The 24,236-nt window shown below is 72.7% G+C and carries 26 protein-coding genes; 15 read left to right on the top strand and 11 right to left on the bottom strand.

The window, feature by feature from the left end:
- The first annotated feature begins 26 nt into the window (after positions 1-26).
- Both priA and ACWEOZ_RS19080 read left to right on the top strand, forming a co-directional pair.
- Entirely contained in the window at positions 27-752 is a 726-nt protein-coding gene (priA, locus tag ACWEOZ_RS19085) for a bifunctional 1-(5-phosphoribosyl)-5-((5-phosphoribosylamino)methylideneamino)imidazole-4-carboxamide isomerase/phosphoribosylanthranilate isomerase PriA (protein WP_433726722.1), read from the top strand.
- On the top strand, positions 749-1,165 hold the full coding sequence (locus ACWEOZ_RS19080; RefSeq protein ID WP_451912012.1) for a Rid family hydrolase: 417 nt from the start codon (positions 749-751) through the stop codon (positions 1,163-1,165). The genes priA and ACWEOZ_RS19080 overlap by 4 nt, the downstream gene beginning before the upstream one ends.
- Positions 1,166-1,172: 7 nt before the next feature.
- Here the strand turns inward: ACWEOZ_RS19080 and ACWEOZ_RS19075 are convergent, their stop codons facing one another.
- Complete coding sequence (locus ACWEOZ_RS19075; protein WP_451912011.1) at positions 1,173-1,616, bottom strand: nitroreductase family deazaflavin-dependent oxidoreductase; 444 nt, start codon at positions 1,614-1,616, stop codon at positions 1,173-1,175.
- Between the two features lie 50 nt (positions 1,617-1,666).
- Between ACWEOZ_RS19075 and ACWEOZ_RS19070 the strand changes: the two genes are divergently transcribed.
- Positions 1,667-2,137: a MarR family winged helix-turn-helix transcriptional regulator gene (locus ACWEOZ_RS19070; RefSeq protein ID WP_451912010.1), complete on the top strand. Its 471-nt coding sequence runs from the start codon at positions 1,667-1,669 to the stop codon at positions 2,135-2,137.
- Here the strand turns inward: ACWEOZ_RS19070 and ACWEOZ_RS19065 are convergent.
- Complete coding sequence (locus tag ACWEOZ_RS19065; RefSeq protein WP_451912009.1) at positions 2,134-3,033, bottom strand: LysR substrate-binding domain-containing protein; 900 nt, start codon at positions 3,031-3,033, stop codon at positions 2,134-2,136. The two genes, ACWEOZ_RS19070 and ACWEOZ_RS19065, sit on opposite strands and share 4 nt — an antisense overlap.
- A gap of 72 nt (positions 3,034-3,105) precedes the next feature.
- Here ACWEOZ_RS19065 and ACWEOZ_RS19060 point away from each other — a divergent pair, with 72 nt between their 5' ends.
- Positions 3,106-4,017 (top strand): EamA family transporter, encoded by a 912-nt coding sequence (locus ACWEOZ_RS19060; RefSeq protein ID WP_451912008.1) that lies wholly within the window; start codon positions 3,106-3,108, stop codon positions 4,015-4,017.
- Positions 4,014-4,790 carry an imidazole glycerol phosphate synthase subunit HisF gene (gene hisF / locus ACWEOZ_RS19055; RefSeq protein WP_451912007.1) on the top strand — a complete coding sequence of 259 codons (777 nt, stop codon included), beginning with the start codon at positions 4,014-4,016 and terminating at the stop codon, positions 4,788-4,790. The genes ACWEOZ_RS19060 and hisF overlap by 4 nt, the downstream gene beginning before the upstream one ends.
- A 155-nt stretch (positions 4,791-4,945) precedes the next feature.
- On the opposite strand, the gene ACWEOZ_RS19050 is transcribed toward hisF, so the two are convergent.
- A complete protein-coding gene (locus tag ACWEOZ_RS19050) occupies positions 4,946-5,374 on the bottom strand; it encodes a hypothetical protein (RefSeq protein ID WP_451912006.1) in 429 nt (142 codons plus the stop codon).
- Positions 5,375-5,636: 262 nt separating this feature from the next.
- Positions 5,637-6,332, bottom strand: coding sequence for a membrane protein YczE (yczE, locus tag ACWEOZ_RS19045; RefSeq protein ID WP_451912005.1), 696 nt, complete (start codon positions 6,330-6,332; stop codon positions 5,637-5,639).
- 59 nt (positions 6,333-6,391) lie between these two features.
- Between yczE and yczR the strand changes: the two genes are divergently transcribed.
- Both yczR and ACWEOZ_RS19035 read left to right on the top strand, forming a co-directional pair.
- Positions 6,392-7,846: a MocR-like transcription factor YczR gene (yczR, locus tag ACWEOZ_RS19040; protein ID WP_451912004.1), complete on the top strand. Its 1,455-nt coding sequence runs from the start codon at positions 6,392-6,394 to the stop codon at positions 7,844-7,846.
- A 379-nt stretch (positions 7,847-8,225) separates the two neighbouring features.
- Complete coding sequence (locus ACWEOZ_RS19035; protein ID WP_451912003.1) at positions 8,226-8,684, top strand: pyridoxamine 5'-phosphate oxidase family protein; 459 nt, start codon at positions 8,226-8,228, stop codon at positions 8,682-8,684.
- 63 nt (positions 8,685-8,747) lie between these two features.
- Here the strand turns inward: ACWEOZ_RS19035 and ACWEOZ_RS19030 are convergent, their stop codons facing one another.
- Entirely contained in the window at positions 8,748-10,571 is a 1,824-nt protein-coding gene (locus ACWEOZ_RS19030) for an AMP-dependent synthetase/ligase (RefSeq protein WP_451912002.1), read from the bottom strand.
- A 265-nt stretch (positions 10,572-10,836) separates the two neighbouring features.
- Here ACWEOZ_RS19030 and ACWEOZ_RS19025 point away from each other — a divergent pair, with 265 nt between their 5' ends.
- On the top strand, positions 10,837-12,045 hold the full coding sequence (locus ACWEOZ_RS19025) for a S8 family peptidase (RefSeq protein ID WP_451912001.1): 1,209 nt from the start codon (positions 10,837-10,839) through the stop codon (positions 12,043-12,045).
- A gap of 67 nt (positions 12,046-12,112) precedes the next feature.
- Here ACWEOZ_RS19025 and ACWEOZ_RS19020 read toward each other — a convergent pair whose 3' ends face one another.
- From ACWEOZ_RS19020 to ACWEOZ_RS19005, 4 genes are all read right to left on the bottom strand, one after another.
- Positions 12,113-12,589 (bottom strand): PepSY domain-containing protein, encoded by a 477-nt coding sequence (locus ACWEOZ_RS19020; protein WP_451912000.1) that lies wholly within the window; start codon positions 12,587-12,589, stop codon positions 12,113-12,115.
- Between the two features lie 73 nt (positions 12,590-12,662).
- On the bottom strand, positions 12,663-13,415 hold the full coding sequence (locus tag ACWEOZ_RS19015; RefSeq protein ID WP_451911999.1) for a class I SAM-dependent methyltransferase: 753 nt from the start codon (positions 13,413-13,415) through the stop codon (positions 12,663-12,665).
- Positions 13,416-13,436: 21 nt separating this feature from the next.
- Positions 13,437-14,711 (bottom strand): sensor histidine kinase, encoded by a 1,275-nt coding sequence (locus ACWEOZ_RS19010; RefSeq protein WP_451911998.1) that lies wholly within the window; start codon positions 14,709-14,711, stop codon positions 13,437-13,439.
- Positions 14,708-15,391, bottom strand: a complete 684-nt coding sequence (locus tag ACWEOZ_RS19005) for a response regulator (protein ID WP_433726753.1) — start codon at positions 15,389-15,391, stop codon at positions 14,708-14,710. Before ACWEOZ_RS19005 ends, ACWEOZ_RS19010 begins: the two co-directional genes overlap by 4 nt.
- A 101-nt stretch (positions 15,392-15,492) precedes the next feature.
- Here ACWEOZ_RS19005 and ACWEOZ_RS19000 point away from each other — a divergent pair, with 101 nt between their 5' ends.
- Genes ACWEOZ_RS19000 through ACWEOZ_RS18990 form a run of 3 tightly spaced genes read left to right on the top strand, consistent with a single transcriptional unit; the run spans position 15,493 to position 17,467 of the window.
- Positions 15,493-15,972 carry a hypothetical protein gene (locus tag ACWEOZ_RS19000; protein WP_451911997.1) on the top strand — a complete coding sequence of 160 codons (480 nt, stop codon included), beginning with the start codon at positions 15,493-15,495 and terminating at the stop codon, positions 15,970-15,972.
- Positions 15,973-16,016: 44 nt separating this feature from the next.
- Positions 16,017-16,463, top strand: coding sequence for a MerR family transcriptional regulator (locus ACWEOZ_RS18995; protein WP_451911996.1), 447 nt, complete (start codon positions 16,017-16,019; stop codon positions 16,461-16,463).
- Between the two features lie 8 nt (positions 16,464-16,471).
- A complete protein-coding gene (locus ACWEOZ_RS18990) occupies positions 16,472-17,467 on the top strand; it encodes an aldo/keto reductase (protein WP_451911995.1) in 996 nt (331 codons plus the stop codon).
- A 5-nt stretch (positions 17,468-17,472) separates the two neighbouring features.
- Here ACWEOZ_RS18990 and ACWEOZ_RS18985 read toward each other — a convergent pair whose 3' ends face one another.
- Positions 17,473-18,102, bottom strand: coding sequence for a TIGR03085 family metal-binding protein (locus ACWEOZ_RS18985; RefSeq protein WP_451911994.1), 630 nt, complete (start codon positions 18,100-18,102; stop codon positions 17,473-17,475).
- Between the two features lie 169 nt (positions 18,103-18,271).
- Between ACWEOZ_RS18985 and ACWEOZ_RS18980 the strand changes: the two genes are divergently transcribed.
- Both ACWEOZ_RS18980 and ACWEOZ_RS18975 read left to right on the top strand, forming a co-directional pair.
- Positions 18,272-20,071: an ABC transporter ATP-binding protein gene (locus ACWEOZ_RS18980; protein WP_451911993.1), complete on the top strand. Its 1,800-nt coding sequence runs from the start codon at positions 18,272-18,274 to the stop codon at positions 20,069-20,071.
- Positions 20,068-21,855, top strand: a complete 1,788-nt coding sequence (locus ACWEOZ_RS18975; protein WP_451911992.1) for an ABC transporter ATP-binding protein — start codon at positions 20,068-20,070, stop codon at positions 21,853-21,855. Before ACWEOZ_RS18980 ends, ACWEOZ_RS18975 begins: the two co-directional genes overlap by 4 nt.
- A gap of 1 nt (position 21,856) precedes the next feature.
- Here the strand turns inward: ACWEOZ_RS18975 and rpsD are convergent, their stop codons facing one another.
- The gene (rpsD, locus tag ACWEOZ_RS18970) at positions 21,857-22,465 is read right to left on the bottom strand and encodes a 30S ribosomal protein S4 (RefSeq protein ID WP_451911991.1); all 609 of its coding nucleotides are present in this window, start codon (positions 22,463-22,465) and stop codon (positions 21,857-21,859) included.
- An 86-nt stretch (positions 22,466-22,551) separates the two neighbouring features.
- On the opposite strand from rpsD, the gene ACWEOZ_RS18965 reads away from it, so the two are divergent.
- Positions 22,552-23,301 carry a DUF2470 domain-containing protein gene (locus ACWEOZ_RS18965; RefSeq protein ID WP_451911990.1) on the top strand — a complete coding sequence of 250 codons (750 nt, stop codon included), beginning with the start codon at positions 22,552-22,554 and terminating at the stop codon, positions 23,299-23,301.
- A gap of 91 nt (positions 23,302-23,392) precedes the next feature.
- The gene (locus ACWEOZ_RS18960) at positions 23,393-24,217 is read left to right on the top strand and encodes an alpha/beta fold hydrolase (protein WP_451911989.1); all 825 of its coding nucleotides are present in this window, start codon (positions 23,393-23,395) and stop codon (positions 24,215-24,217) included.
- Positions 24,218-24,236 lie beyond the last annotated feature (19 nt).

The raw sequence follows: 24,236 nt of genomic DNA, 5'->3' as shown, positions 1-24,236 counted from the left end.
CCGCTGTCCTTGATCGGAGTTCCGCTGTGACCCTCACCCTGCTGCCCGCTGTCGACGTCGCCGACGGTCAGGCGGTCCGCCTCGTCCAGGGCGCCGCTGGCTCGGAGACGAGCTATGGCGACCCGCTCGAGGCGGCGCTCGCCTGGCAGAACGACGGCGCGGAGTGGGTGCACCTGGTCGACCTCGACGCCGCGTTCGGCCGGGGCTCGAACGCCGCGCAGCTGGCCGACGTGATCAGCCGGCTCGACGTGAAGGTGGAGCTCTCCGGCGGCATCCGCGACGACGCGTCGCTGCGGGCGGCCCTGGCCACCGGCGCGGCCCGGGTCAACATCGGCACGGCGGCGCTGGAGGACCCGGAGTGGTGCGACCGGATCTGCGCCGAGTACGGCGACCGGGTGGCGATCGGGCTCGACGTGCGCGGCCGTACCCTCGCGGCCCGGGGCTGGACCCGCGAGGGCGGCGACCTCTTCGAGATCCTGGAACGCCTCGACAAGGCGGGCGCGGCCCGGTACGTGGTCACGGACATCACCAAGGACGGCACCATGCGCGGCCCGAACCTGGACCTGCTGCGCGAGGTGTGCGCCCGTACCGACAAGCCGGTGATCGCCAGCGGTGGCGTGTCCACCCTGGACGACCTGCGCGCCCTGGCCACGCTGGAGCCGATCGGGGTCGAGGGCGTGATCGCGGGCAAGGCGCTCTACGCGGGCGCGTTCACGGTCCGCGAGGCGATCGAGGCGCTGGCCTCGGCATGATCACGCGTTTCGGCTCCGGCGGTCCGTGGGAGGAGCGCTACGGCTACTCCCGCGTGGTGCGGGCCGGCAATCTGCTGGTCACTGCCGGCTGCACCGCCACGGTGGACGGTGTCGTGACGGGGATCGGCGATCCGCGGGCGCAGGCGCTGACGGCGTTCGGGATCGCGCTGGACGCGCTGGCCGGGGCGGGTGCCGGGATCGAGAGCGTGATCCGCACCCGGATGTACGTGACCGACGCGGCGTACTCGGACGCGGTGGCGGGGGCGCACGGGTCGCTGTTCGCGGCGGTACGGCCGGTGGCGACACTGGTCGTGGTCGCGGGCCTGCTCGATCCTCAGCACCTGGTGGAGGTCGAGGTCGAGGCGTGGCTGAGCCGGCCCGCGGCGGAAAACCCAGGCAGATTCGTTACCTGAGCCGGGGTCAGTCGATCCGGAAGACGGCGACCCGGTCCGCGATCGCCTCGAACTGGCCGGGGTCGGCCCGGTCGACCAGCCCGAGCCGCACGTAGAAGGTCACCCCGCCCGGCACTTCGCGGGGGAACGCCCGCAGCACCGCCCGGGCCACTGCCGGGTCGGTGACCTCGGTCAGCGTCACCGGCGTGCGGCGGCGTCCGGCCGCCAGTTCACCGCGCCCGGCGGCCCTGATGTTGCGGGCCCAGTCGCTCTGCGGCAGCGCCGAGACCACATAGCGCCGGCCGTCCACGGTCAGTGGGGAGACCGGGGTGGGACGCGGCTCGCCGCTGCGCCGCCCCGGCACGATCAGCACCCGGACCGTGCCCAGCGGCAGGCCGAGCCGGGACAGCAGCCGGACGACCCGGTTGGCGAACGGGAGCCAGGACGGCAGGCTGCCGGTGGACGGGGTCATGACTTCCCTTCGATTATCGAAGCTTTCCGGTCGAGGGTAGACTCCTTCGAGTGTCGAAGCAACTGAGCGCGGACCTGCGCGACGAGGCGGCCCGGGCCGCGGCGGACTTCGGGGCCGCGGCCGACGTGGTCGACGAGGCGGCGGCGGCCGCCTTCGGGGTGAACCGCACCGACCTGCGCATCCTGGGCCTGATCCACACCGCCGGCACCATGTCCGCCACGGCGCTGGCCGGCGCGGCCGACCTCAGCCCGGCGGCGACCAGCACGGCGATCCAGCGGCTGGCCGCGGCGGGTCACCTGACCCGTACGGTGGACGACAACGACCGGCGGCGGGCCGTGGTCGCGCTGACCCCGCACGCCGAGGAGCTGATCGGTCGCGTCTACGGTCCGGTCGAGCGGGCCGGGCGCCGGGTGCTGGCCGCGTACTCCCCGGAAGAGCTCGCCCTGATCACCGGTTTCCTGCGCCGCGGCATCGACCTGCAGCTGGCCGAGGCCGACCGGATCCGCACGCTGACCGTCTAGCGTGCCGTCTCGTGGCGGAGCCACGCCTCCCGCAGGACCGCGACGGCGGCCGGCACCGCGGGCCGCGCCGCCGAGGCCTCCCGCCAGGCCACCACCACCCGCCGGGCCGGCCCCGGCCGCACCGGCACCACCCGCACCCCGGCCGGCAGCGGCGGCCGGGCCAGCCGCGGGATGACCGCGATCCCGAGGCCCGCCGCGATCAGGGTCAGCTGCGTCTCGAACTCGCCCACGTGGAAGTCCGGCCGCACCCCCGGCACGACCCGGATCAGCCACTCGTGACAGATGTCCCCGGCCTTGGCCGCGATCCACCGCTCGTCGCGCAACTGTGCCAGCCGCACCTCACGACCCGCCGCGAACCGGTGGCCGTCCGGCACGACCAGATCAGCCGTGTCCCGGCCGAGCTCCAGATGGGTGACCCCGGGCGGATAGCGCAGCGCCACCTCCGGCCAGTCGTCCAGCACCGCCAGATCCACATGCCCGCGCCGCAGCATGTCCAGGCCCTCGTGCGGGCTGACCTCCACCAGGCCCGTCGTCAGCTGCGGGTGCTCGGTGGCCAGCCGGTGCAACGCGTACGGCAGCAGCGCCCGGCACGCCGTCGCGAAGGCCGCCACCTCCAGCCGGCCGATGACCGTGTCCCGATGCGCCGCCAGAGCCGCCTCGGCCTCGTCGACACTGGCCAGCACCCGCTCGGCGTGACCGGCGAGCACCCGCCCGGCCTCGGTCAGCCGCAGCCGGCGGCCGTCCTTCTCCACCAGGGTGGCCCCGGTCTCGCGTTCCAGCTTGGCCAGCTGCTGCGACACGGCCGACGGCGTGCAGTGCAACGCCTCGCCGGCCGCCAGCACCGTCCCGTAGCTGGCCACGGCGTGCAGGGCGCGGAGCCGACCCAGATCGATCATGTAGTCACGCTACATCGTCGCTGTAGCATTATTCGCTGGTGCTTCAGCATCACCGGCGGTGAGGCTGGGCTGGTGAAACCACGTGACATCGCTCTCGCCGTGGCCGTGGCCGCCGCCTGGGGCGTCAATTTCGTCGTGATCGACATCGGCCTGGACCACTTCCCGCCCCTGCTGTTCTCGGCGCTGCGGTTCCTGCTGGCCGCGTTCCCCGCGGTGCTGTTCGCCGGGCGGCCACCCACCCGCTGGCGGTGGGTGATCGCCGTCGCCCTCACCCTCGGGGTGGTGAAGTTCTCCCTGCTCTTCGCCGGGATGGCCGCCGGCATGCCGGCCGGCCTCAGCTCCCTGGTCCTGCAGAGCCAGGCGGTGTTCACGACGGTCTTCGCGGTGCTGCTGCTGCGCGAACGCCCCGGCCGGCGCCGCGTCGCCGGGCTGGCCGTGGCGGCCCTCGGCATCGGGATCGTCGCCGTCCGGCTGGGCGCGGACGGATTGCCGGCCGGCGCATTCGGCCTGGTCCTCGGCGCGGCGGTGGCCTGGGGCCTGTCCAACGTGGCCACCCGGCAGGCGGCGCCGACCGACACACTGCGCTTCATGATCTGGGTCAGCGCGCTGGCGACCCTCCCGCTCGCGGTGCTCTCACTGATCGTCGAAGGCCCGGCCACGGACCTGGCCGCGCTGCGCGCGATCAACGTCCCGGCGGTCGGCGCGCTGCTGTACGTCGCGCTGATCTCGACCCTGGCCGGCTTCGGCGCCTGGGGCGCCCTGATCAGACGGTACGGCGCATCGACGGTCGCCCCGTTCTCGATGCTGGTGCCGATCTTCGGCCTCGCCTCGGCGGCCCTGCTGCTGGACGAGACCGTGCACGCGACCGACGTGGTCGGCGGAGTGCTCGTGATCGGCGGCGTCCTGATCGGCGTACTGGGCCCGGCCCGGCCTGTGGATACTCCGGAGCCGGCGGACCGGCCGCTCGATAGGGTTGGGGCATGACGGTGGCGGTGCGGGTGATTCCCTGTCTCGACGTGGACGCGGGACGGGTGGTCAAAGGAGTCAACTTCGTCGACCTGCGCGACGCGGGCGACCCGGTGGAGCTGGCCGCGGCCTACGACGCCGCCGGAGCCGACGAGCTGACGTTCCTGGACGTGACGGCGTCGTCCGACGACCGCGGCACCATGCTCGACGTGGTCCGTCGCACGGCGGAATCGGTCTTCATCCCGCTGACGGTCGGCGGCGGTGTCCGCTCGGTCGACAACGTCGACACGCTGCTGCGCGCCGGGGCCGACAAGGTCGGTGTCAACACGGCGGCGATTCACCGGCCGGAGCTGATCGCGGAGATCGCCGACCGCTTCGGCAACCAGGTGCTGGTGCTCTCCCTCGACGTGCGCCGGTTGCCGTCCGGGCCGACCCCGGAGCACCCCAGCGGCTGGGAGGTGACGACCCACGGCGGTCGTAAGAGCGCCGGGCTGGACGCGGTGGAGTGGGCGCGCCGGGCGGCCGAGCTGGGCGCGGGGGAGATCCTGCTCAACTCGATGGACGCGGACGGGACCAAGGCGGGTTTCGACCTGGAGCTGATCGCGGCGGTCCGGGCGGTGGTCGACATCCCGGTGATCGCCAGTGGCGGGGCGGGGGCTGTGCAGCACTTCCCGCCGGCGGTGGCGGCGGGGGCGGACGCGGTGCTGGCGGCCAGTGTCTTCCACTTCGGAGAGCTGACGATCGGTGAGGTCAAGGAGAGTCTGCGGGCGGCGGGCAATCCGGTCCGCTGAGCGACGGCTCTCCGTCCGGGGGCCGGCGGCCGGGTCCGGCAGTTCGGCCTGGAGGTCCGGGCTGGTCGGCGCCGCCCGGCGGCGCGGTTCGGCGGCCGGGCCCAGGCCGGCTACCTGGCGCTGCTCGGGGTGGCCGGGGCGTGGGGCTGGTTCGGTCAGCGGCCGTCGGCCAGGCGCAGGGAGTATTCGCGGACGGCCGCGTTGTAGGTGCGCTCGTCGAGCTTCCAGTCGGACTCGCCCGGGGTGGCCGCCCGGTTCAGCTGCGTCTGCAGCGTCACGACCGCCGAAGACAGACCGCTGAACGGCCGGGTGCGCCACAGCTGCTCGCCCGCCGGTGCGACCTCGACCAGGTCGTCGTCCACCGTGAGCAGGCCGGCCCCGGCCAGGCGGCGCACGGCGTCCTCCAGCTCGGACCGGCTGGGCACGCTGTGGTGCAGGAAGTCGGCCGCGGCCAGCACGTCAGCCAGGCTCGCGCCGGTCACCGGGAGCGCCGCGTGCAGGGCCCGGTCGCGCTCCAGGCGCTCGGCGATGACCGCGGACACGAAGATCCAAGCGTCGTTCCAATGCCAGTCGCCAGCCCCCATGTCGCCATGATGCCGTGCGCCCGCCGAACCGGAAAGCGATTGTGTCGTGATGATCACCAAGCTGTGTCCGCCCGCCCGGACATATCGCCCGCTTCGCCGACCCCGCGAGTGGCGCGATCGCCACGGCGCCACCGCGAGGCCGCGTCCGGTCTGGGCTCGCTGTGCTCCAGTCGGCAGCGCTGTGCTCCGGCCGGGACGGCTGTGCTTCGGCCGGGAGCGCCGTGCTTCGGCCGGGAGCGTTGTGTTCCGGCCGGGATTGGTGTCAGGCCGCCACGGCCGGCGCGATCTGGGGCGTGCCCGGCTGCGGTTCGCCCTCTGTCGCCGCGGCCGGATCGTCAGCCGCCGCCGGCACGGCGAAGACCGGCATGAACAACTGCACCAGCGGCCCGATGCCCAGCGCGTACGCCACCGTGCCGAACCCGATCGTGCCGCCCAGCAGCACCCCCACACCCAGCACCAGCACCTCGATGCTCGTCCGGACCACCCGGATGGACAGCCGCGGCCACCGGTTGACGATCCCGGTCATCAGCCCGTCGCGCGGTCCCGGCCCGAACCGGGCACCGATGTACATCGCCGTCGCGACCCCGTTCAGCGCGATCCCCACCACCAGGTAGGTGATCCGCATCGCCATCGATCCGCCCGGGGTCAGCACCGCCAGGGCGCCGTCGGCCGCGAAGCCGATCACCACCAGATTGGCGATCGTGCCGAAGCCGGGGCGCTGCCGCAGCGGGATCCACAGGAGCAGGACCGGGATGCCGGTCAGCAGCACCACCCAGCCGAAGCTGACGCCGGTGGCCTTCGACACACCCTGGTGGAAAACGTCCCACGGGTTCAGCCCGAGGTCGCTCTCCACCATGAAAGCCATGCTTATGCCGTACAGGACCAGGCCCGCGAAGAGCTGGGTCACGCGGCGGGGCAGGCGGGTGCCGGCCGGAACGAGGTTGCTCAGACGACTCATAAGTGCCACTCTGAAGGCCAATTAGCGGCGATCAAAGAGCCAATTTGCCGGAGGTGGCCATGACGACATCGGTTCGCGGGGGCCAATTGGCTCGGCTGCTCGGTCAGTGGCACTCGCTACCGGGGCGGCACCGCAGTCCCGACTACGCCGCGCTGGCCGGGGCGATCCGGGGTCTGCTCACCGACAGCCGGTTGCCGCTGGGCGTCCGGCTCCCCGCGGAACGGGAGCTCGCCGAGGCGCTGGGCATCAGCCGGACGACCGTCACTGCCGCGTACCGCTCGCTCCGCGAGACCGGCCACCTGACCAGCCGGCGCGGCGCCGGCAGCTGGACCACCCTGCCGAACGGCCATCGGGTCGCCTCCTCGGGCCTGTGGACGCCGGACGACGACATGGACATGATCGACCTGGGTGTGGCCGCATCGGCCGCGCCGGTCGAGCTCGTGCCCGCTGCGCGGGCCGCCGCCGACGACCTGCCGCGTTTCCTCGGCAGCGCCGGCTATCACCCGACCGGCCTGATGGAGCTGCGCGAGACCGTCGCGGCCGGCTACACCGCCCGCGGCGTGCCGACCAGCCCGGAGCAGATCCTGATCACCAGCGGTACGCAGCACGCCCTCGACCTGGTGCTGCGCCTGTCCGTCCCGGCCGGCGCGACGGTGCTGGTCGAGTCGCCGACATACCCGAACGCCCTGGCCGCTCTCTCCGCGCGCCGCGCCCGGATCAACACGCACGGCCTCGACGCGGCCGCCGGCTGGGACGGCGAGATGCTGCTCGGGGCGCTGCGCCAGACCCGGCCCCGGCTGGCGTACGTGATCCCGGAATTCCAGAACCCGACCGGCCACCTGATGCCCGCCGACCTCCGCGAACGCCTGGTCGCCGCGGCCCACGCCACCGGCACCGAGCTGGTCGTCGACGAGTCCTTCGTGGACCTGCCGCTGGACGGCACGCCGGTCCCGCCGCCGGTGGCCGTCTTCGACCGGCACTCCCGGGTCGTCTCGATCGGCGGCATGAGCAAGGCCTACTGGGGTGGCCTGCGGATCGGCTGGGTCCGTGCGTCCGCGCCGCTGGTGCAACGCCTGGCCGCCCTGCGCGTCGGCGTCGACATGGCCAGCCCGGTCCTCGAACAACTGGTGGCGTGCCACCTGCTGCGGGACGCGGAAACCATCGTCGCGGCCCGCCGCGCGGAGCTCTCATCCCGGCGGGACGCGCTGGTCGCGGCGCTGGCCGAGCACCTGCCGGAGTGGCGCTTCACGGTGCCGGCCGGCGGGGTGATGCTGTGGGCGGAACTCGACGGACCGATCTCCAGCGCGCTGGCCCGGGCGGCCGAGGACGTCGGCGTACGGCTCGCGCCCGGACCCCGCTTCGGTTTGGACGGCACCCTCGAACGCTTCATCCGGCTGCCGTTCGCCCTGCCCGCCGACGATTTGCGGGAAGCGGTCCGCCGGATCGCGTCGGTCCGCCACGACTTGGACCGCGCCGCCCGGCCGGCCTGGCGCACGCCCGCCGTCATCGCCTGACCTCTGTCCGGCCGGCTCGCTGCCCGGTTGGCTCGCTGCCTGGTTGGCTCGCCGCGTCCGTTGGCGTCGCCGGCCGAGCCGAGCCTCCGGTGCGCCACCGCCCGCAGATGCGGCCGCGAAGCACCGCGCCACCTGGTCCAGGGTGCTCACGCGACCTCGCCGCAGCGAAGGCCGTCTGCGGCGCCCTGCTCGGCGTGGCCCCGGATGTGGATCAGCCCTACTATGTCGGCTACACCGCGGATGGTCAGCACATCGGCCGCAACCCGGGCCACACCCGCCCGGTGACAGACATCAGGACGGACCCGCAGGAGGTCAAGGGCGTGGGCGACGGCAAGCTGATCGCGGAGGACGGCACCGTCCTGGTCCTCCTCCAGCTGTCATGACCCTCCCGGAGCCGCGCCCGCCGGCGATCCGCCGAGCAGACGTCCTGGCCAAACTGACCGCCCCGGTCGCCGACGCCTGGGTGGCGACCGGCGCCGCCGACGGGCCGTACCTGGTTCCGCTCACCCTGGCCTGGCTGCGCGAGCGGATCGTCCTGGCCACCGACGGCAGGTCCCGCACGGCCACGAACATCGCGGCGACCGGCACGGCTCGGCTGGCCCTGGGCGGGACCCGCGACGTCGTCATGATCGACGCGGTGCTGGAGGAGACCTTCCCGGTGGCGCAGGTGCCGTCCTGGGTGGCCGACGGCTACGCGACCGGCACCGACTGGGATCCGCGCAGCGCCGGCGGCACCTACCTCTACCTGCTCCTGCGCCCGGACCGCATCCAGGCCTGGCGCGAGGAGAACGAGCTCAAGGACCGCACCCTGATGCGCGACGGCGTCTGGCTGATCTGACCCGCGGAAAGGCACGAGCGCCGCGATCGGAGATCACGGCGCTCGGTGCTGCTCGGTGCACAGCTACATCTGGACGAGCGTCCCGGCGTACATCTTGTCGATCTGCTCGGCGAAGTTGGTCTCCACGCTGCGCCGCTTGATCTTCATCGACGGGGTGATCTCGCCCTGCTCGATGCTCAGGTCGCGGGGCAGGATGGCGAACTTCTTGATGGTCTCCCACCGGTTCAGCTTGCCGTTGAGCTCCTCGATGTATCCCGCGATCAGCGCTTCCGTCTCGGCCGCGGTGACGATCTCGCGGTAGCTCTTGCCGGCCAGCGGGCCACCGGCCGCCCAGCCCGCGATCGCTTCCTCGTCCAGCGAGATCAGCATCGTCACGTAGTTGCGGGCCTGGCCCACGACGACCGCCTGCGACGTGTACGGGCAGACCGCCTTGAACATGCCCTCGATCGCCGACGGGGCGATGTACTTGCCGCCGGAGGTCTTGACCAGGTCCTTCTTGCGGTCGGTGATCTTGAGGTAGCCGTCGCCGTCCAGCTCGCCGATGTCGCCGGTACGGAAGAAGCCGTCCTCGGTGAACGACTCCTCGGTCTCCTTGGGCAGGTTGTGGTAGCCGCGCATGACCGGGGCGCCGCGCAGCAGGATCTCGCCGTCGCTGTCGATGCGGCATTCCAGGTCGCCCAGCGGCTGGCCGACCGTACCGATCTTGAGCTTGCCCATCCGGTTGACGAAGTTGGCCGCGCTGGACTCGGTGAGACCGTAGCCCTCCATGATGGGCAGGTTCGCCGCCGCGAAGAATTCCGCGATGTCGCGGCTCAGCGGGGCCGAGCCGGAGACCAGCACCCGCAGCCGGCCGCCGAGGCGCTGCTGCAGCTTGCTGAAGACCAGCTTCTCGGCGACCGCGTACTTGGCCTTGAGCACCCCGCCGACCGGCTTGCCGGCCTGCTCCAGGGCGACCTTCTGCTTGCCCACGCCGACCGCCCAGCCGAAGATCTTGGCCTTGGCGCCGCCGGCGCTCAGCGCGGTCGTCACCGTCTTGTTGTAGACCTTCTCGAAGATCCGGGGCGCCGCGCACATCAGCGTCGGCTGCACCACCGCGAGCATGTCGACCAGCTTGTCGACCCGCCCGTCGACGTACGTCGGCACGCCCACGTGCAGGATGCCGCAGAGCAGGGTCTTGCCGAACGAGTGCGACAGCGGCAGCCACAGATATTGCAGGTCGGTCGACTCGAACAGGCCCAGGTCGGCCTGCGCCACGCCCTCCCACGTCCAGCCGCGGTGCAGCAGCTGCACGCCCTTGGGCCGGCCGGTCGTGCCGGAGGTGTAGATCAGGGTGGCCACGTTGTCGGGGCCGACGCCCTCGACGATCCGCTCCACCAGGTCGGGCTGCTCGGTGAGCGCCGCCCGGCCGCGCTGCTCGAGCTCGGCCAGGGTGAGCTGCGGCGGGGTGGCGTTCGCGTCGGCCAGGCCGTCGATCAGCACCACGTGGGTGACCGAGGTGTCCGCGCCGGCCAGCTTCAGGGCCTGCTGCGGGTTCTCCGCCACCAGCACCTTGGAGCCGGAGTCGGCCACGATGTAGGCCGCGTCCTCGGGCTCGGTGGTGGGGTAGACCGTGGTGGTCGCCGCGCCGGCGCAGTTGATGCCGAGGTCGACCAGGACCCATTCGAGGCGGGTGCCGGACAGGATCGAGACCCGGTCCTCCAGGCCCACGCCGAGCCCGGCCAGTCCGGCGGCGATCGCCGTGGCCCGCTCGCCGACCTGCGACCAGGTCAGCCAGCTGATCGCGGTGTCGTTCGCCGTCGGTACGGCGAAGGCCTGACCGTTCGGGGTCGCCTGCACACGTTGCAGGAACATGTCCGGGATCGACCGGTAGGGAACCTCGAGAGCCATCGGGCGCCGCCTCTTTGCGTCTATGGGGGATTACGTGACAGCCGTGTTACCGCAGAGTATTGCCCGGGCGTCGCGAGGGCCAGAGTGCGGTGGTTGGACCTGCACAGGTGATCCTAACCGGGTCCCTCCCGAAGATCCTTTACCCGCGGCGGTATGGCCCTTTCGATATAGAGGAATGTCGACGTCGTGCCCCTAATCTCAGCTCAACGGACCGGGTGGGCCACAAGCCCAGGACACGGGTCTGCAGGCGCGAGAGAGGAAGAGCATGGCGATTCGACGCCCCCGAAGCGGCCGGTTCCTGGCCGTGAGTGTGCTCGTCGTGGCAACGACGACCGTCGCGACGGTGACCCCGGCGACGGCAGCCCCCGCCACCGGGCAGATCCGGCTCGCCGGCACCGCCGACGCGGTGGCCGGCAGCTACATCGTGGTTCTCAAGGACAGCGCGGTCGCGAAGACCAACCGCGTGGCGGCCGTCGGCGACAAGTCGTCGAGCCTGGCCCGCGGCTACGGCGCGGAGGTCCGCCGCACGTTCGGCGCGGCGCTCAACGGATTCGAGGCCGGGATGAGCGAGGCCGCGGCCAAGCGGCTCGCCGCCGACCCGAGCGTCGCCTACGTCGAGCAGAACCAGCGGGTCTCGCTGCTCGCCACGCAGACCGGCGCCACCTGGGGCATCGACCGCATCGACCAGCGGGCCCGGCCGCTGAGCACCACGTACACGTACACCACCACGGCGAGCAACGTGACGGCGTACATCATCGACACCGGCATCAAGTACACGCACAACGACTTCGGGGGCCGGGCCCGGGTGGGCTACGACGCCGTCGGTACCGGCGGGGTGGACTGCAACGGCCACGGCACGCACGTCGCCGGCACGGTCGGTGGCGCCACGTACGGCGTCGCGAAGGCCGTCAAGCTCGTCGGCGTCCGGGTGCTCAACTGCTCCGGCAGCGGCACCAACGCCGGGGTCATCGCCGGCGTCAACTGGGTCACCCAGAACGCTGTCAAGCCGGCCGTGGCCAACATGAGCCTCGGCGGCGGCGTCAGCACCGCGCTCGACAACGCGGTGGCCAACTCGATCAGCTCGGGTGTCACGTACGCGCTGGCGGCCGGCAACTCGAGCGCGAACGCCTGCAACTCCTCGCCGTCGCGGGTCGCCTCGGCCATCACCGTCGGCGCCACCACGAGCACCGACGCCCGCGCCTCGTACTCGAACTACGGCACCTGCCTGGACATCTTCGCGCCGGGCTCGGCCATCACCTCGGACTGGTACAGCAGCAACACCGCGACCAACTCGATCAGCGGCACGTCCATGGCCTCGCCGCACGTGGCCGGGGCCGCGGCCCTGGTGCTGGCGGGCAGCCCGTCGCTGACCCCGGCCCAGGTGCGCGACACCCTGGTCAACACGGCCACCACGGGCGTGGTGACGAGCCCGGGCACCGGCTCGCCGAACCGCCTGCTCTACGTCGGCAGCTGACCTTCGCGCAACGCGACGGAGCCCCGGACCACCAGGTCCGGGGCTCCGCTCCTGCCGCGGTACGGCGTCAGTCGTCCGAGCCGTCGTCGTCGGAGTCGTCATCCGAGTCGTCGCCGGAGTCCGGACCGTCGTTGTCGTCGGTCTCGTGCCGCAGCACCTCGCCGCTGGCGCGGTCCACGTCGATGTCGTGCTCGACCGCACCGGCCTGGACCTCGATGTCCCAGACCGCGCGGCCGTGCTCGGTCTCCCGCTCGCTGTCGGTGACCTGGCCACCGCCGGCCGCCTTGACCGCGATCTCCTCGGCGGCGTCCAGGCTGACGGCATCGGCGGCCGCGGGCGCCGAGGAAGCCGACGAGGACGGATCCGCCGAGGACGGGACCGAGGACGAAGGCACGGGGGAGTCGGTGGAGGCCGACGGCGCCGGCGCGGCGACGATCGCCGTACCCGCAGTGTCGTCACTGCCCGCCGCCATCGCCGTGCCGCCGAGAGCGAGCGCGGCCACCGCGCCGGCGGCGAGGGCGGAAGCGGTACGAAGCCTGATCATGAAAACCTCCGGTGTCGTGAACGGAACACCGACAGGTTCGCGCCCGGCGCGCTATGGCCGCGCTGTGCGATCGCTAAGAGCGGGTTAAGCCCGTTCCGAGCCGGTAGACGGAGACGTGGTCGGTGCTCGTCGCGTCGAACGGGCGGCGGTGCCAGTCGGCGTAGCGGGCCTCCAGGTGCAGGCCGGCCTGGGCGGCCAGCCGGTCGATCTGCTCCGGCCACAGGTAGCGCAGGCCGAACGGCTGCAGCTGGACGCCGCCCGGGGTGAAGCTCACGTTCTGGCGGATGTACGTCTGCGCGGCGCGGTCGTAGCGGTGCAGCCGCAGCGAGGCCTCGTCCTCGGTCACCGAGCGGATCTGCGGGTGCTGCTCGTCGCGTTCGAAGTCGGCCGGGTTGGGCACGAACGCCTCGATGACGAACGCGCCGCCGGGGGTCAGCACCCGGGCGACGTTGCGGAAGCAGACCGCCTGCCGGTCGGCGTCGACCAGGTTGAACAGGGTGTTGAAGACCAGGTAGGCCAGCGGGAACCGGCCCCGGACGGCGACGTCGGCCATGTCGCCGATGACCACCGGCAGGTCGGCGCCGCCGGGCTTGGCGCGCAGCTTGGCCACCATCTCGGGGGAGCCCTCCACCCCTTCGACGCGCAGGCCGCGGGCCGCCAGCGGCAGGGCCACCCGGCCGGTGCCGATGGCGAGCTCCAGCACCGGGCCGCCGTCGGCGATCCCGGCGAGGAAGTCCACGGCCGCGGCCGGGTCGGGGTTGTCCGTCGCGTCGTACGCGGCGGCCCACTGGCGCCCGAACAGGCCGGGGTCATCGAACATCGACATGCCCGTCAGGACAACAGAGGATCAATCGGGCGGCAACCGCTTTACCGCGGCCAGTTCCAGCCGGACCCGCGCGCCGCCGCCCGGGGCGGTCCCCACCTGCAGGGTGCCGCCACCGGCTTCGGCGGCCCGGCGGGCGATGTCCAGCCCCAGGCCGGTCGAGCCACTGCCGGACGCACCGCGGCGCAGCGCCTCGGCCGGGAAGCCCGGGCCCGAGTCGTCGACGGTCAGCACCGCCCCGCCGCCCGGGCGTCCGGTCAGCGACACGACCAGGGCGGTGCCGTCCGGGGTGTGCGCGAAAACGTTGCCGAGCAGGGCGTCCAGCGCCGCCGCCAGGTCGTCGGCCGGCAGTGCCACCGGCAGGGGGGCCGACGGGAGCTCACGCCGTACCTCTCGATCGGTGTCCTCGGCCAGCACCGTCCAGAAGGCGACCCGGTCCGCGACCACCGCGGTGGCGTCGGCCGCGGCCGCGCGGTCGCCGCCGCGCCGGCGGGCCTGCTGGATCACCGCCGTGACCGCCCGCTCGATGCTGTCCGCGGCGGCCGAGACCCGTGCGGCCTCCTCCTCGTCGCGCAGCGACTCGGCCTCCAGCCGCAGCGCCGTCAGCGGCGTGCGCAGCCGGTGCGACAGGTCGGCGACCTGCTCGCGTTCCTCGCGCAGCAGGTCCTGGATGCGCCCGGCGAGATGGTTCAGCGCGACGGCGACCTCGCGCACCTCGCGCGGGCCGGACGGGCTCGCCCGGGCGGTCAGCTCGGCCCGGGCCAGCCGGTGCGAGACCGCGGACAGGTCGGCGATCGGCGCCACGATGCTGCGGGCCAGCCGGTCGGCCACCACCAGCCCGAGCAGCACCAGGGCCAGGCCGAGCCCGGCCAGCACCAGCCAGGACCGGGCCACCCCGCCGGTGAGCTCCGCGGCCGGGACCACGGTCCGCAGCACGTACGTCGCGTCGCCGCTGAGCACCGGCACCACGATCTCCCGGCCGGTGTCGGTGTCCACGGTGAAGGACCGGCCGTTGGCCTGGGCCAGCCGCACGGCCGGGGTGCGGTCGGCCGCCGCGCCCAGCACCGGGCCGTCCGGCGGGAAGACGCTGACCGGCAGCGGCAGCCCCTGCACGGTCAGGGCCAGCGACCCGGGATCGCTGGTGCCGATCTGCGGCACGATCGTCTGCAGCACGTCGTTGGCCCGGCTGATCGCCCGGTCCTCGGTGACCTGGCGGATCAGCAGCGCGAGCGGCACCAGGAAGGCGAGGAGCACCAGGCAGGTGGTGGCCGCGACCAGCAGAGTCAGCCGCCGTCTCATGCCGGACCGCTCAGCCGGACTCCCACCCCGCGGACCGTGTGCAGGTAACGTGGCTCCTGGGCGGTCTCACCGAGCTTGCGGCGCAGCCACGACAGGTGCACGTCGACCGTCTTGTCGGCGCCGCCGTACGGGACCTGCCACACCTCGCTCAGCAGTTCCCGCTTGCTCACCACCTGCCCGGCCCGGGTCGCCAGGTGGTGCAGCAGGTCGAACTCGCGGGGCGTCAGGTCGAGGTCGGCACCGTCCAGGGTGGCCGTGCGCGCGCCCGCGTCGATGCGCAGCCCACCGACGGCCAGCGCCACCGGTTCGGCGCCGGTCACGCCGCCGCGGCGCAGCACCGCGCGCACCCGGGCGTCGAGCTGCGCCGCGGTGAACGGTTTGACGATGTAGTCGTCGGCGCCCGCGTCCAGCACCCGGACGATCTCCTCCTCGTCGTCGCGGGCGGTCGCCACGATGACCGGCATCGCGCTGACCGCGCGCAGCATCCGCAGCAGCTCCCGGCCGTCCAGGTCGGGCAGCCCGAGGTCGAGCACGACCAGGTCGGGTCGCTCGGCCAGGGCGGTGCGCAGGCCGTCCATCGCGGTGTGCGAGGCGGCCACGGCATGGCCGCGCTCGCGCAGGGCGCGCAGCAGAGTGGTACGGATCGCCGAGTCGTCCTCGATCAGCAGGAGGTGGGCCACGCTGCACGGTAACCCGGCACCCCGGGCGCGATGACGCTCTTAACCGTCCCTTAGCGTCCCTGCGGGCCCGGCTTAGGGTGGCGCCCGGCATAGTCGGTCAGGTGAATCGTCGAATGCTGCTGGTGACCGCCGGCTGGCTCGGCGCGGCGGTGCTCGCCGTGCTGGTCGGTCTCGCGGCGGTCAGTGTCATCGGTAACGGGCTGACCACGCCGGAGACCCGCCCGCTGAGCGCCGCCGAGGTGGCGGACGAACTGGCCCGCCAGGTCGCCGTGTCGCCGTCGGCCGCGCAGGGCTCCGGCAGCCGCCCGCCGGTCACGCCGTCGGCGGCGGCTTCGGTCGCCCCGCCCACCCAGACCTTCCCGACCCGGGCGGGCACGGTCGTCGGTCGCTGCGTGGGCACCCGTCCCGAGGTGGTGAGCATGTCGCCGCGGCAGGGCTACGAGCTGCACGAGCAGGACCGCGGCCTGCAGGACGACGACGCCGAGGGTGAGTTCCGCGCCCAGGGCGGCGGCGGCAAGGACCGGGTGAAGTTCGAGATCGTCTGCCGCGCGGGCATCCCGGCGCTGCTCGCCGACGACTGAGAATGTTTGCGCTGGAGTGCACTCCAGCGGATAGCGTCGCCGGCATGACGACCGTGACCCGGGAGCCCGGCATGGGCATCCGCGCCGTCTCCCAGCGCACCGGCCTGAGCATGGACACGCTGCGCTGGTACGAGAAGGAAGGCCTGCTGCCACCGGTGGGCCGCGACGCCGAGGGCCGGCGCCGCTACGACGAGGCGTCGATCGGTTTCCTGCGCCTCATCCAGGCGCTGCGCCGCACCGGCATGCCGGTCGCCGAGGTGCGCGACTTCGTCCGGATGGCCGGGGAGGGCGCGGCCTCGCACGGGCGCCGGATGTCGCTGCTCGAGCAGCAGCGCGCCGCGATCCGCCGGCAGCAGGAGCAGCTCGCCGAGGACCTGCGGCTGGTCGACGACAAGATCGAGCACTACCGGGACCTGATCGACAGAGGCCTCGACTGCGACGGCGAGCCCGTCGGCGAGGTCACCGCGGCGCTTCAGCGCCTCTGCTCCTAGGAGTCCTCATGCACACCATCGAGCTGGGCGACGGCCTGATCGTGAGCGCCCTCGGCTACGGAGCGATGGGCCTCGCCGACGTGTACGGCCCCGCGCAGGAGGACGAGTCGCTCGCCACCCTGCACCACGCCGTGGACGCCGGGGTGACCTTTCTCGACACCGCCGACCTGTACGGCGCCGGCAGCAACGAGCGCCTGCTGGGCCGGCTGCTGGCCGACCGCCGCGACGAGGTGACGCTGGCCACCAAGTTCGGCATCACCACCGAGGACGGCGACCTGACCACCATGGCCACCCGGGGCGACGCCGCGTACGTGCGCCAGGCCTGCGACGCCAGCCTGAGCCGGTTGGGCATCGACGTCATCGACCTCTACTACATGCACCGCCGCGACGTACGGGTGCCGATCGAGGAGACCGTCGCGGCGATGGCCGAGCTGGTCCGCGCCGGCAAGGTACGCCACCTGGGCCTGTCCGAGGTGACCGCCACCGAGCTGCGGCAGGCGTACGCGGTGCACCCGATCGCCGCCGTGCAGAGCGAGTGGTCGCTGTGGAGCCGGGACGTGGAGCGGGCCGTGGTGCCGGCCGCCGCTGAGCTCGGGGTGGGCTTCGTGCCGTACTCGCCGCTGGGCCGAGGTTTCCTCACCGGCACTCTCGACCAGGCGGCGATCGCGGGGGACTGGCGGGCCGGGTTGTCCCGCTTCTCCGGCGCCGCGTTCGACCGCAATCAGGCCGTGGTGGACGGCGTGCGCGGGGTGGCCGGCGAGGTGGGCGCGACCCCGGCCCAGGTGGCGCTGGCCTGGCTGCGCCTCCGAGGTGAGCAGCTGGGGCTGCCGGTCGTGCCGATCCCGGGCACCCGGCGCGCCGCGCGGGTCGACGAGAACGTCGCGAGCCTCGGCGTACAACTGGATCCGGCCCGGCTCGGGCTGCTGGACGAGCTGGCCGGTGCGGTGGTCGGCCCACGGTCGGACCACAGCGACCCGAACTGGGTCTCCGACACTCGGGAGTAGCCGGGTCAGAGGCCGATCGCGGCGGTCGTCAGCTTCGCCACCGCGTCGGACTCCCCGGTGACCTGCACCTCGGCCACCCGCTGCCGGCCGGAGACGAACAGGGCCAGCTCACCCGGCTCACCGGTGACGGTCGCCCGGGGCTCGCCGCCGCCGATCCGCAATGACCCGAAACCGGGCGCGTCGACCTGCACACCGAAGCCGACCTTGCGCAGGGCCAGCCGGGCGGTGAACTTGGTGGCGTTCCAGATCGCCTGCTGCTCGCCGTGCTCCAGGCCGCGGCGGGTGAAGCCGGGCGTGGCCCGCCGGACGTCCTCGTGGTGGATGAAGAACTCGACGGTGTTGCTCAGCGAGTCGACCAGGGGGTTGCTGACCGGGCTCCACCAGGGCGGGGTGCGCACCTCCTGGATGATCTCCGCGTACGGCTGGGCGGCCTTGGCCAGCCGTACGTGCTCGCCGTGCCCGGCCAGCGGCGGGATCAGCATGCCGACCATGGCGTCCGGCCGCCGTTCGCGCACCACCAGGTGCGCCGCGAGGTCCCGGGTGGTCCACCCCGTGCACACCGTGGCCAGGTCCGGGCCCACCTGGTGCAGCAGGTCGGCGAGCTGCCGGCGCTCCGCGCGCGCGTAGTCGGTCATGTGCCGATGGTAGGCGTGGTGCGGGTCTCCCGCCCGGCGGCTCGGTCCGGGCTGCACGTCAGTGTGCTTGTTGCCACAATATAAATCTGTGGCGTTTCGCGGTCGGTTCGGCAGGATGGACCGGTAAGGCAGGAACAGCCGGTCGGCACTTACCGCAGGGCGGGGGACTTTGACCACGAGGGCCAGTCGTGACGTGCTGGGCAGAGGCCTGCGCGTGCTCGGCCGGGCGATCCGGACCGAACCCCGGCTCTTCGTCATCGGCACCATCGGCAGCAGCCTGTTCGGCCTGCTCGTCATCGCGAACTCGTACGTGGTGGGCGGGGTGATCGGCAACGTCGTCGTGCCCGCGTTCGCCGAGCACCGGGCCGGCGCCGGCGAGCTGGCGCTGATCGCCGCCGCGTTCATCGGCATCGCGGTGCTGCGGGTGGCCAGCATCTTCGGCCGCCGGCTGGGCGCGGGCTACATGCAGTTCCGGCTCCAGGCCCGCTACCGCCGCGCGGTGACCCGGCGCTATCTGGCCCTGCCGCCCGCCTGGCACCAGCGGCACGCCACCGGCACGCTGCTGTCGAACGCCAACTCGGACGTCGAGGCGGCCTTCGTGCCGATCGCGCCGTTGCCGTTCGCGGTCGGCACCATCGTGATGATCGCCGCCGCGCTGGTCTCGCTGTTCCTCACCGATTGGGTCCTGGCCATGGTCGGCGTCTGCCTCTTCCCGGCGCTGTTCGGCCTCAACCTGGTCTACTCGCGCCGGATGTCACCCCGGCAGATCCGCGCCCAGCAGCTGCGCGGCAAGGTCAGCGCGGTCGCCCACGAGAGCTTCGACGGCGCGCTGGTGGTCAAGACCATGGGCCGCGAGGCCGACGAGTCCCGGCGCTTCGCCGTGCACGTGAGCGAGCTGCGCGACGCGCTGATCTCGGTCGGCCGGCTGCGCGGCCTGTTCGACCCGGTGATGGACAGCCTGCCCAGCGTCGGCACGCTGGCCGTGCTGATGCTCGGCGCGTGGCGGCTGCAGTCCGGCGCGATCAGCGTGGCCGAGCTGGTCAGCGTCTCGTTCCTGTTCACCGTGCTGGCCTTCCCGGTCCGGGCGATCGGCTGGGTGGTCGCCGAGCTGCCGCGCAGCGTGGCCGGCTGGGAAAGGGTCCAGGCGGTGCTCGGCGCCGACGGCGACCTCGCGTACGGCTCGGCCGACCCGGCCCGCACCGGACCGGCGGAGATCACCTTCGATCATGTGCACTTCTCGTACGGCGACGGCACCGAGGTGCTGCACGACGTCTCCTTCACCGTCCCGGCCGGGCGCACCGTGGCCCTGGTCGGCGCGACCGGCTCGGGCAAGTCGACCATCGCCTCGCTCGCCGTCCGGCTGGTCGACCCCGACAAGGGCACGGTCTGCATCGACGGCACCCCGCTGGCCGAGCTGAGCGTGCCCGCCCTGGCCTCGGCGGCAGCCCTCGTGCCGCAGGTGCCGTTCGTCTTCGACGACACCGTGCGCGGCAACGTGACCCTGGACCGTGAGGGCCTCGACGACGAGGTGGCCTGGTCGGCGCTGCGCCAGGCCCAGGCCGAGGGCTTCGTCGCCCACCTCCCGGAGGGGCTGGACACCGCGGTCGGCGAGCGCGGCACGTCGCTGTCGGGCGGCCAGCGCCAGCGGCTGACGTTGGCCCGCGCCCTGGCCGGGCGGCCGCGCCTGCTGGTGCTCGACGACGCCACCAGCGCGGTCGACCCGCGGGTCGAGGCGGCCATCCTGGCCTCGCTGCGCGGGCACGACTCCGGCGCCTCGATCCTGGTGGTGGCCTACCGGCGGGCCACGATCGCGCTCGCCGACCTGGTCGTCTATCTGGAGGACGGCCGGGTGGTCGCCACCGGCACGCACACCGAGCTGATGGCCACCGAGCCCGGCTATCTCAACCTGGTCACCGCGTACGAGCAGGCCGAGGCCGTTCGCGAAGAGGACAGCAAGGTCATCGCGTGAGCACCGCAGTACTGGAGAAGCCGGAAGCCGAAGAGGGCGCCCTCGCCACGTTCCGCCGGGGTGTCGCGCTCTCGCCCGAGCTGCGCCCCGGCCTGATCGGCACGCTCGCGCTCGCGCTGGTCTCGATGGCCGGCCGGGTCGCCGTGCCGATCGCCATCCAGCAGGGCATCGACCGCGGCATCCGCGCGCCCGGCGGGCCGGACCTGGGCATCGTCGCGCTGATCGTCGGCCTGACCCTGGCCGTCCTGGTCGTCTCGACGGCCTGCGGTTATGCGATGACCCGCCGGCTGTTCACGGTCAGCGAGACCGCGCTGGGCGCGCTGCGGTCGCGCACGTTCCGGCACATCCACGATCTGTCGATGCTGCACCAGCAGTCCGAGCGGCGGGGTTCGCTGGTCTCGCGGGTCACCGGCGACGTCGACCAGATCACCCAGTTCCTGCAGACCGGCGGCGTGATGCTGCTGCTCACCTCGGGGCAGCTGGTGGTCACCACGATCGTCATGTTCTTCTACTCCTGGCAGCTCACCCTGGTGGTGTTCGCCGCGTTCCTGCCGGCCGTGATCGTCATCCGGCTGTTCCAGAAGCGGCTCGCCGGCGTCTACCGGATCGTCCGCGAGCGCACCGGCGTCATGCTCGGCGCGGTCGCCGAGAGCGTGGTCGGCGCGACGGTCATCCGCGCGTACGGGGTGGCCGGGCGCACCGGCCGGCGGCTGGACACCTCGATCGACAATCTGCGGGTGGCGCAGCAGAAGGCGTTGCGGACCAGCGTGGTCAGCTTCTCCACCGGGGAGCTGGCGGCCGGCGTGGCGCTGGCCGCCGTGGTGGTCGTGGGCCTGCTGCTCGGCGTCGACGGCGGCCTGAGCGTGGGCAAGCTGACCGCGTTCCTGTTCCTGGTCACGTTGTTCATCCAGCCGGTGCAGATCGCCACCGAGGTGCTCAACGAGGCGCAGAACGCGGTGGCCGGCTGGCGGCGGGTGCTCGACGTGCTCGACATCGAGCCGGACGTGGCCGACCCGGACGCCGAGGGTGTGGAGCTGCCGCCCGGCCCGCTGTCGGTGCGCTTCGCCGACGTGTCGTACCACTACCCCGGCGGGCCGGTCGTGCTCGACGACGTGGATCTCGAGATCGCGCCGAAGACCCGGGTCGCGGTGGTCGGCGAGACCGGCAGCGGCAAGACGACGTTCGCCAAGCTGCTCACCCGGCTGATGGACCCGTCCGGCGGCCGGGTGCTGCTGTCCGGCACGCCGCTGACCTCAGTGCGGTTCACGTCGCTGCGCTCGCGGGTGGTGATGGTGCCGCAGGACGGCTTCCTGTTCGACGCGACGGTGGCCGAGAACATCCGCTTCGCGGCGCCCGAGCTGACCGACGAGGATCTCCAGCGGGCCTTCACCGAGCTGGGCCTGGCGGACTGGCTGGCCGGGCTGCCGCTCGGCCTGCAGACCGCGGTGGGCGAGCGCGGCGAGGCGCTCAGCGTGGGGGAGCGGCAGCTGGTGGCTCTGGTACGCGCCTACGTGGCCGACCCGGACCTGCTGGTGCTGGACGAGGCGACCAGCGCGGTCGACCCGGCCACCGAGGTGCGCCTGCAGCGGGCCCTCGACACCGTGACCCGCGGCCGCACCACCGTGGCGATCGCCCACCGGCTGTCCACCGCGCAGTCCGCCGACGAGGTGATCGTGGTGGACGCGGGCCGCGTGGTGCAACGCGGCCCGCACGCCACCCTGATCCGGGACGAGGACTCGATCTACGCCAAGCTCTTCGCCTCGTGGCTGGAGCAGACCCGCTGACTCAGCGCGCGTAGAACTCGACGACCAGCTGCTCATCGCAGACCACCGGGACCTCGGCGCGCAGCGGCTTGCGGATCACCGTGGTGCGCAGCTCCTCGACCACCGTGGACAGATACGGCGCGGTCGGGCCGTCGAGGTGGGCCCCGGTGGCCGCGATCTGGAACGGCGGCTTCTGCCGGCTGGTCTCCCGGACCTCGACGACCTGTCCGGGCCTGAGCCGGTACGACGGGCGGTCGACCTTCTTGCCGTCGACCAGGAAGTGGCCGTGCGCGACGAGCTGACGGGCCTGATAGATGGTGCGGGCCAGGCCGGCGCGCTGCACGGTGGCGTCCAGCCGGCTCTCCAGCAGGGCGACCATGTTCTCGCCGGTCTTGCCTTCCTTGCGGTGCGCGTCCTCGTAGGCCCGGCGCATCTGCGCCTCGCTGATGTTGTACTGATGCCGCAGGCGCTGCTTCTCCAGCAGCCGGACCTGGTAGTCCGACGCCTTGCGCCGCCCCCGGCCGTGCACGCCCGGCGGGAACGGCCGCTTCTCGAAGTACTTCACGCACTTGCGGGTCAGCGGAATGCCGAGTGCCCGCGAGAGCCGGGCCTTGGGACGGGAGTTGTTCACGGGCGATCTCACTTCGCATCAGGGGTGTTGTACGGTTAGGCTCACCTTACTAAGGCAATCCTAACCGGTGCTCGGAGGTACCTGACATGCAGCCCACGCCCGCCGAGGTCGCCCGTACCCTGGCCGCCGGTCACCTGCCCGCCGTCGCGCACATCGCCTGCCGGCAGGGCCCGTATCCGGTCTGGCACGTGACCGACAGCCAGGGCCGGGTGCTGCTGCTGGCCCCGCGCAACGGCGCGCTCACCACCGCGCTGCGCCCGAGCGAGGGCAACGACGACACCGCGCTCGTGCTGGACATCAGCGACGTACCGCCGGTCGCCGGCGCCCCCTCGCTCGGCCGGGTGTGGGTGGCCGGCTGGGCCGTGGCGCTCACCGGCGAGCAGGCCCGCGAGGCCGCCCTGGACTACGCCGACTCCGACCCGGCCCCCGATCTGCTCGACGTGGGCGACACCCAGGTCCTGCACCGGATGGAGGTCGCCGAGGTGCGCCACGAACGCAACGGCGTGCTGGTCGACGTCGACCCCGACGACTACGCCCTGGCCGGCCCGGACCCGCTGCACACCATCGAGTTCGACCTGATCGCCGACCTCGCCGACCACCACCTCGACGAGATGGCCGGCTACGTGCGCCGCCAGCTCGGCCCGGCCGCCCGCCCCGGCGACGAGCCCAGGGTCGTGCGCCTGGACCGGTACGGCTTCATGGTCCGGCTGGGCGACCGGCTCGCCCGGCTGGCCTTCCCGCGCCCGGTGACCGACCGCCACGACCTGGCCCACCTGCTGCACCCCGTGCTCTGCCACCGCTGCACCCGCGACAGTGAGGCCGAAACAATCCGCTGATCGGATGTTCACCCGGAAGTGGTCCCGGCGGTAGACCAGAAGGACCAGGATGGTCGTCGGCGCAACCGCCGCCCGGACCGATGGAGGCATCATGGGCACGATCACCACATCCGACGGTACGGAGATCTTCTACAAGGACTGGGGCTCGGGTCAGCCGATCGTCTTCAGCCACGGCTGGCCGTTGTCGGCCGACGACTGGGACGCCCAGCTGCTGTTCTTCGTCCAGCACGGCTACCGGGTCATCGCCCACGACCGGCGCGGGCACGGGCGTTCCACGCAGACCAGCGACGGCCACGACATGGACCACTACGCCGACGATCTGGCCGCCCTCACCGCCCACCTCGACCTGCACGACGCCGTGCACGTCGGGCACTCCACCGGCGGCGGCGAGGTCGTGCACTACATCGCCCGCCACGGCGAGTCCCGGGTGGCCAAGGCGGTCCTGATCAGCGCGGTCCCGCCGCTGATGGTGCAGACCGAGGCCAACCCCGGCGGCCTGCCCAAGAGCGTCTTCGACGATCTCCAGGCGCAGCTGGCCGCCGGCCGCTCCGACTTCTACCGGGCCCTGCCGTCCGGCCCGTTCTACGGCTTCAACCGCCCCGGCGTGGAGCCCTCCGAGGCGATCATCCAGAACTGGTGGCGGCAGGGCATGATGGGCGGCGCCAAGGCCCACTACGACGGCATCGTCGCTTTCTCGCAGACGGACTTCACCGAGGACCTCAAGAAGATCACCGTGCCGGTCCTGGTGATGCACGGCGACGACGACCAGATCGTGCCGTACGCCGACTCCGCCCCGCTGTCCGCCAAGCTGGTGCAGAACGGGACGCTGAAGACCTATCCCGGTTTCCCGCACGGGATGCCGACCACGCAGGCCGAGACGATCAACGCCGACCTGCTGGCCTTCATCCAGTCCTGAACGCGGCCACCGCCCCGGC

This window comes from Actinoplanes sp. NPDC004185 (assembly GCF_053603475.1).
The sequence above is the reverse complement of the archived record's forward strand: the minus strand, read 5'-3'. Positions and strand labels throughout refer to the sequence as shown.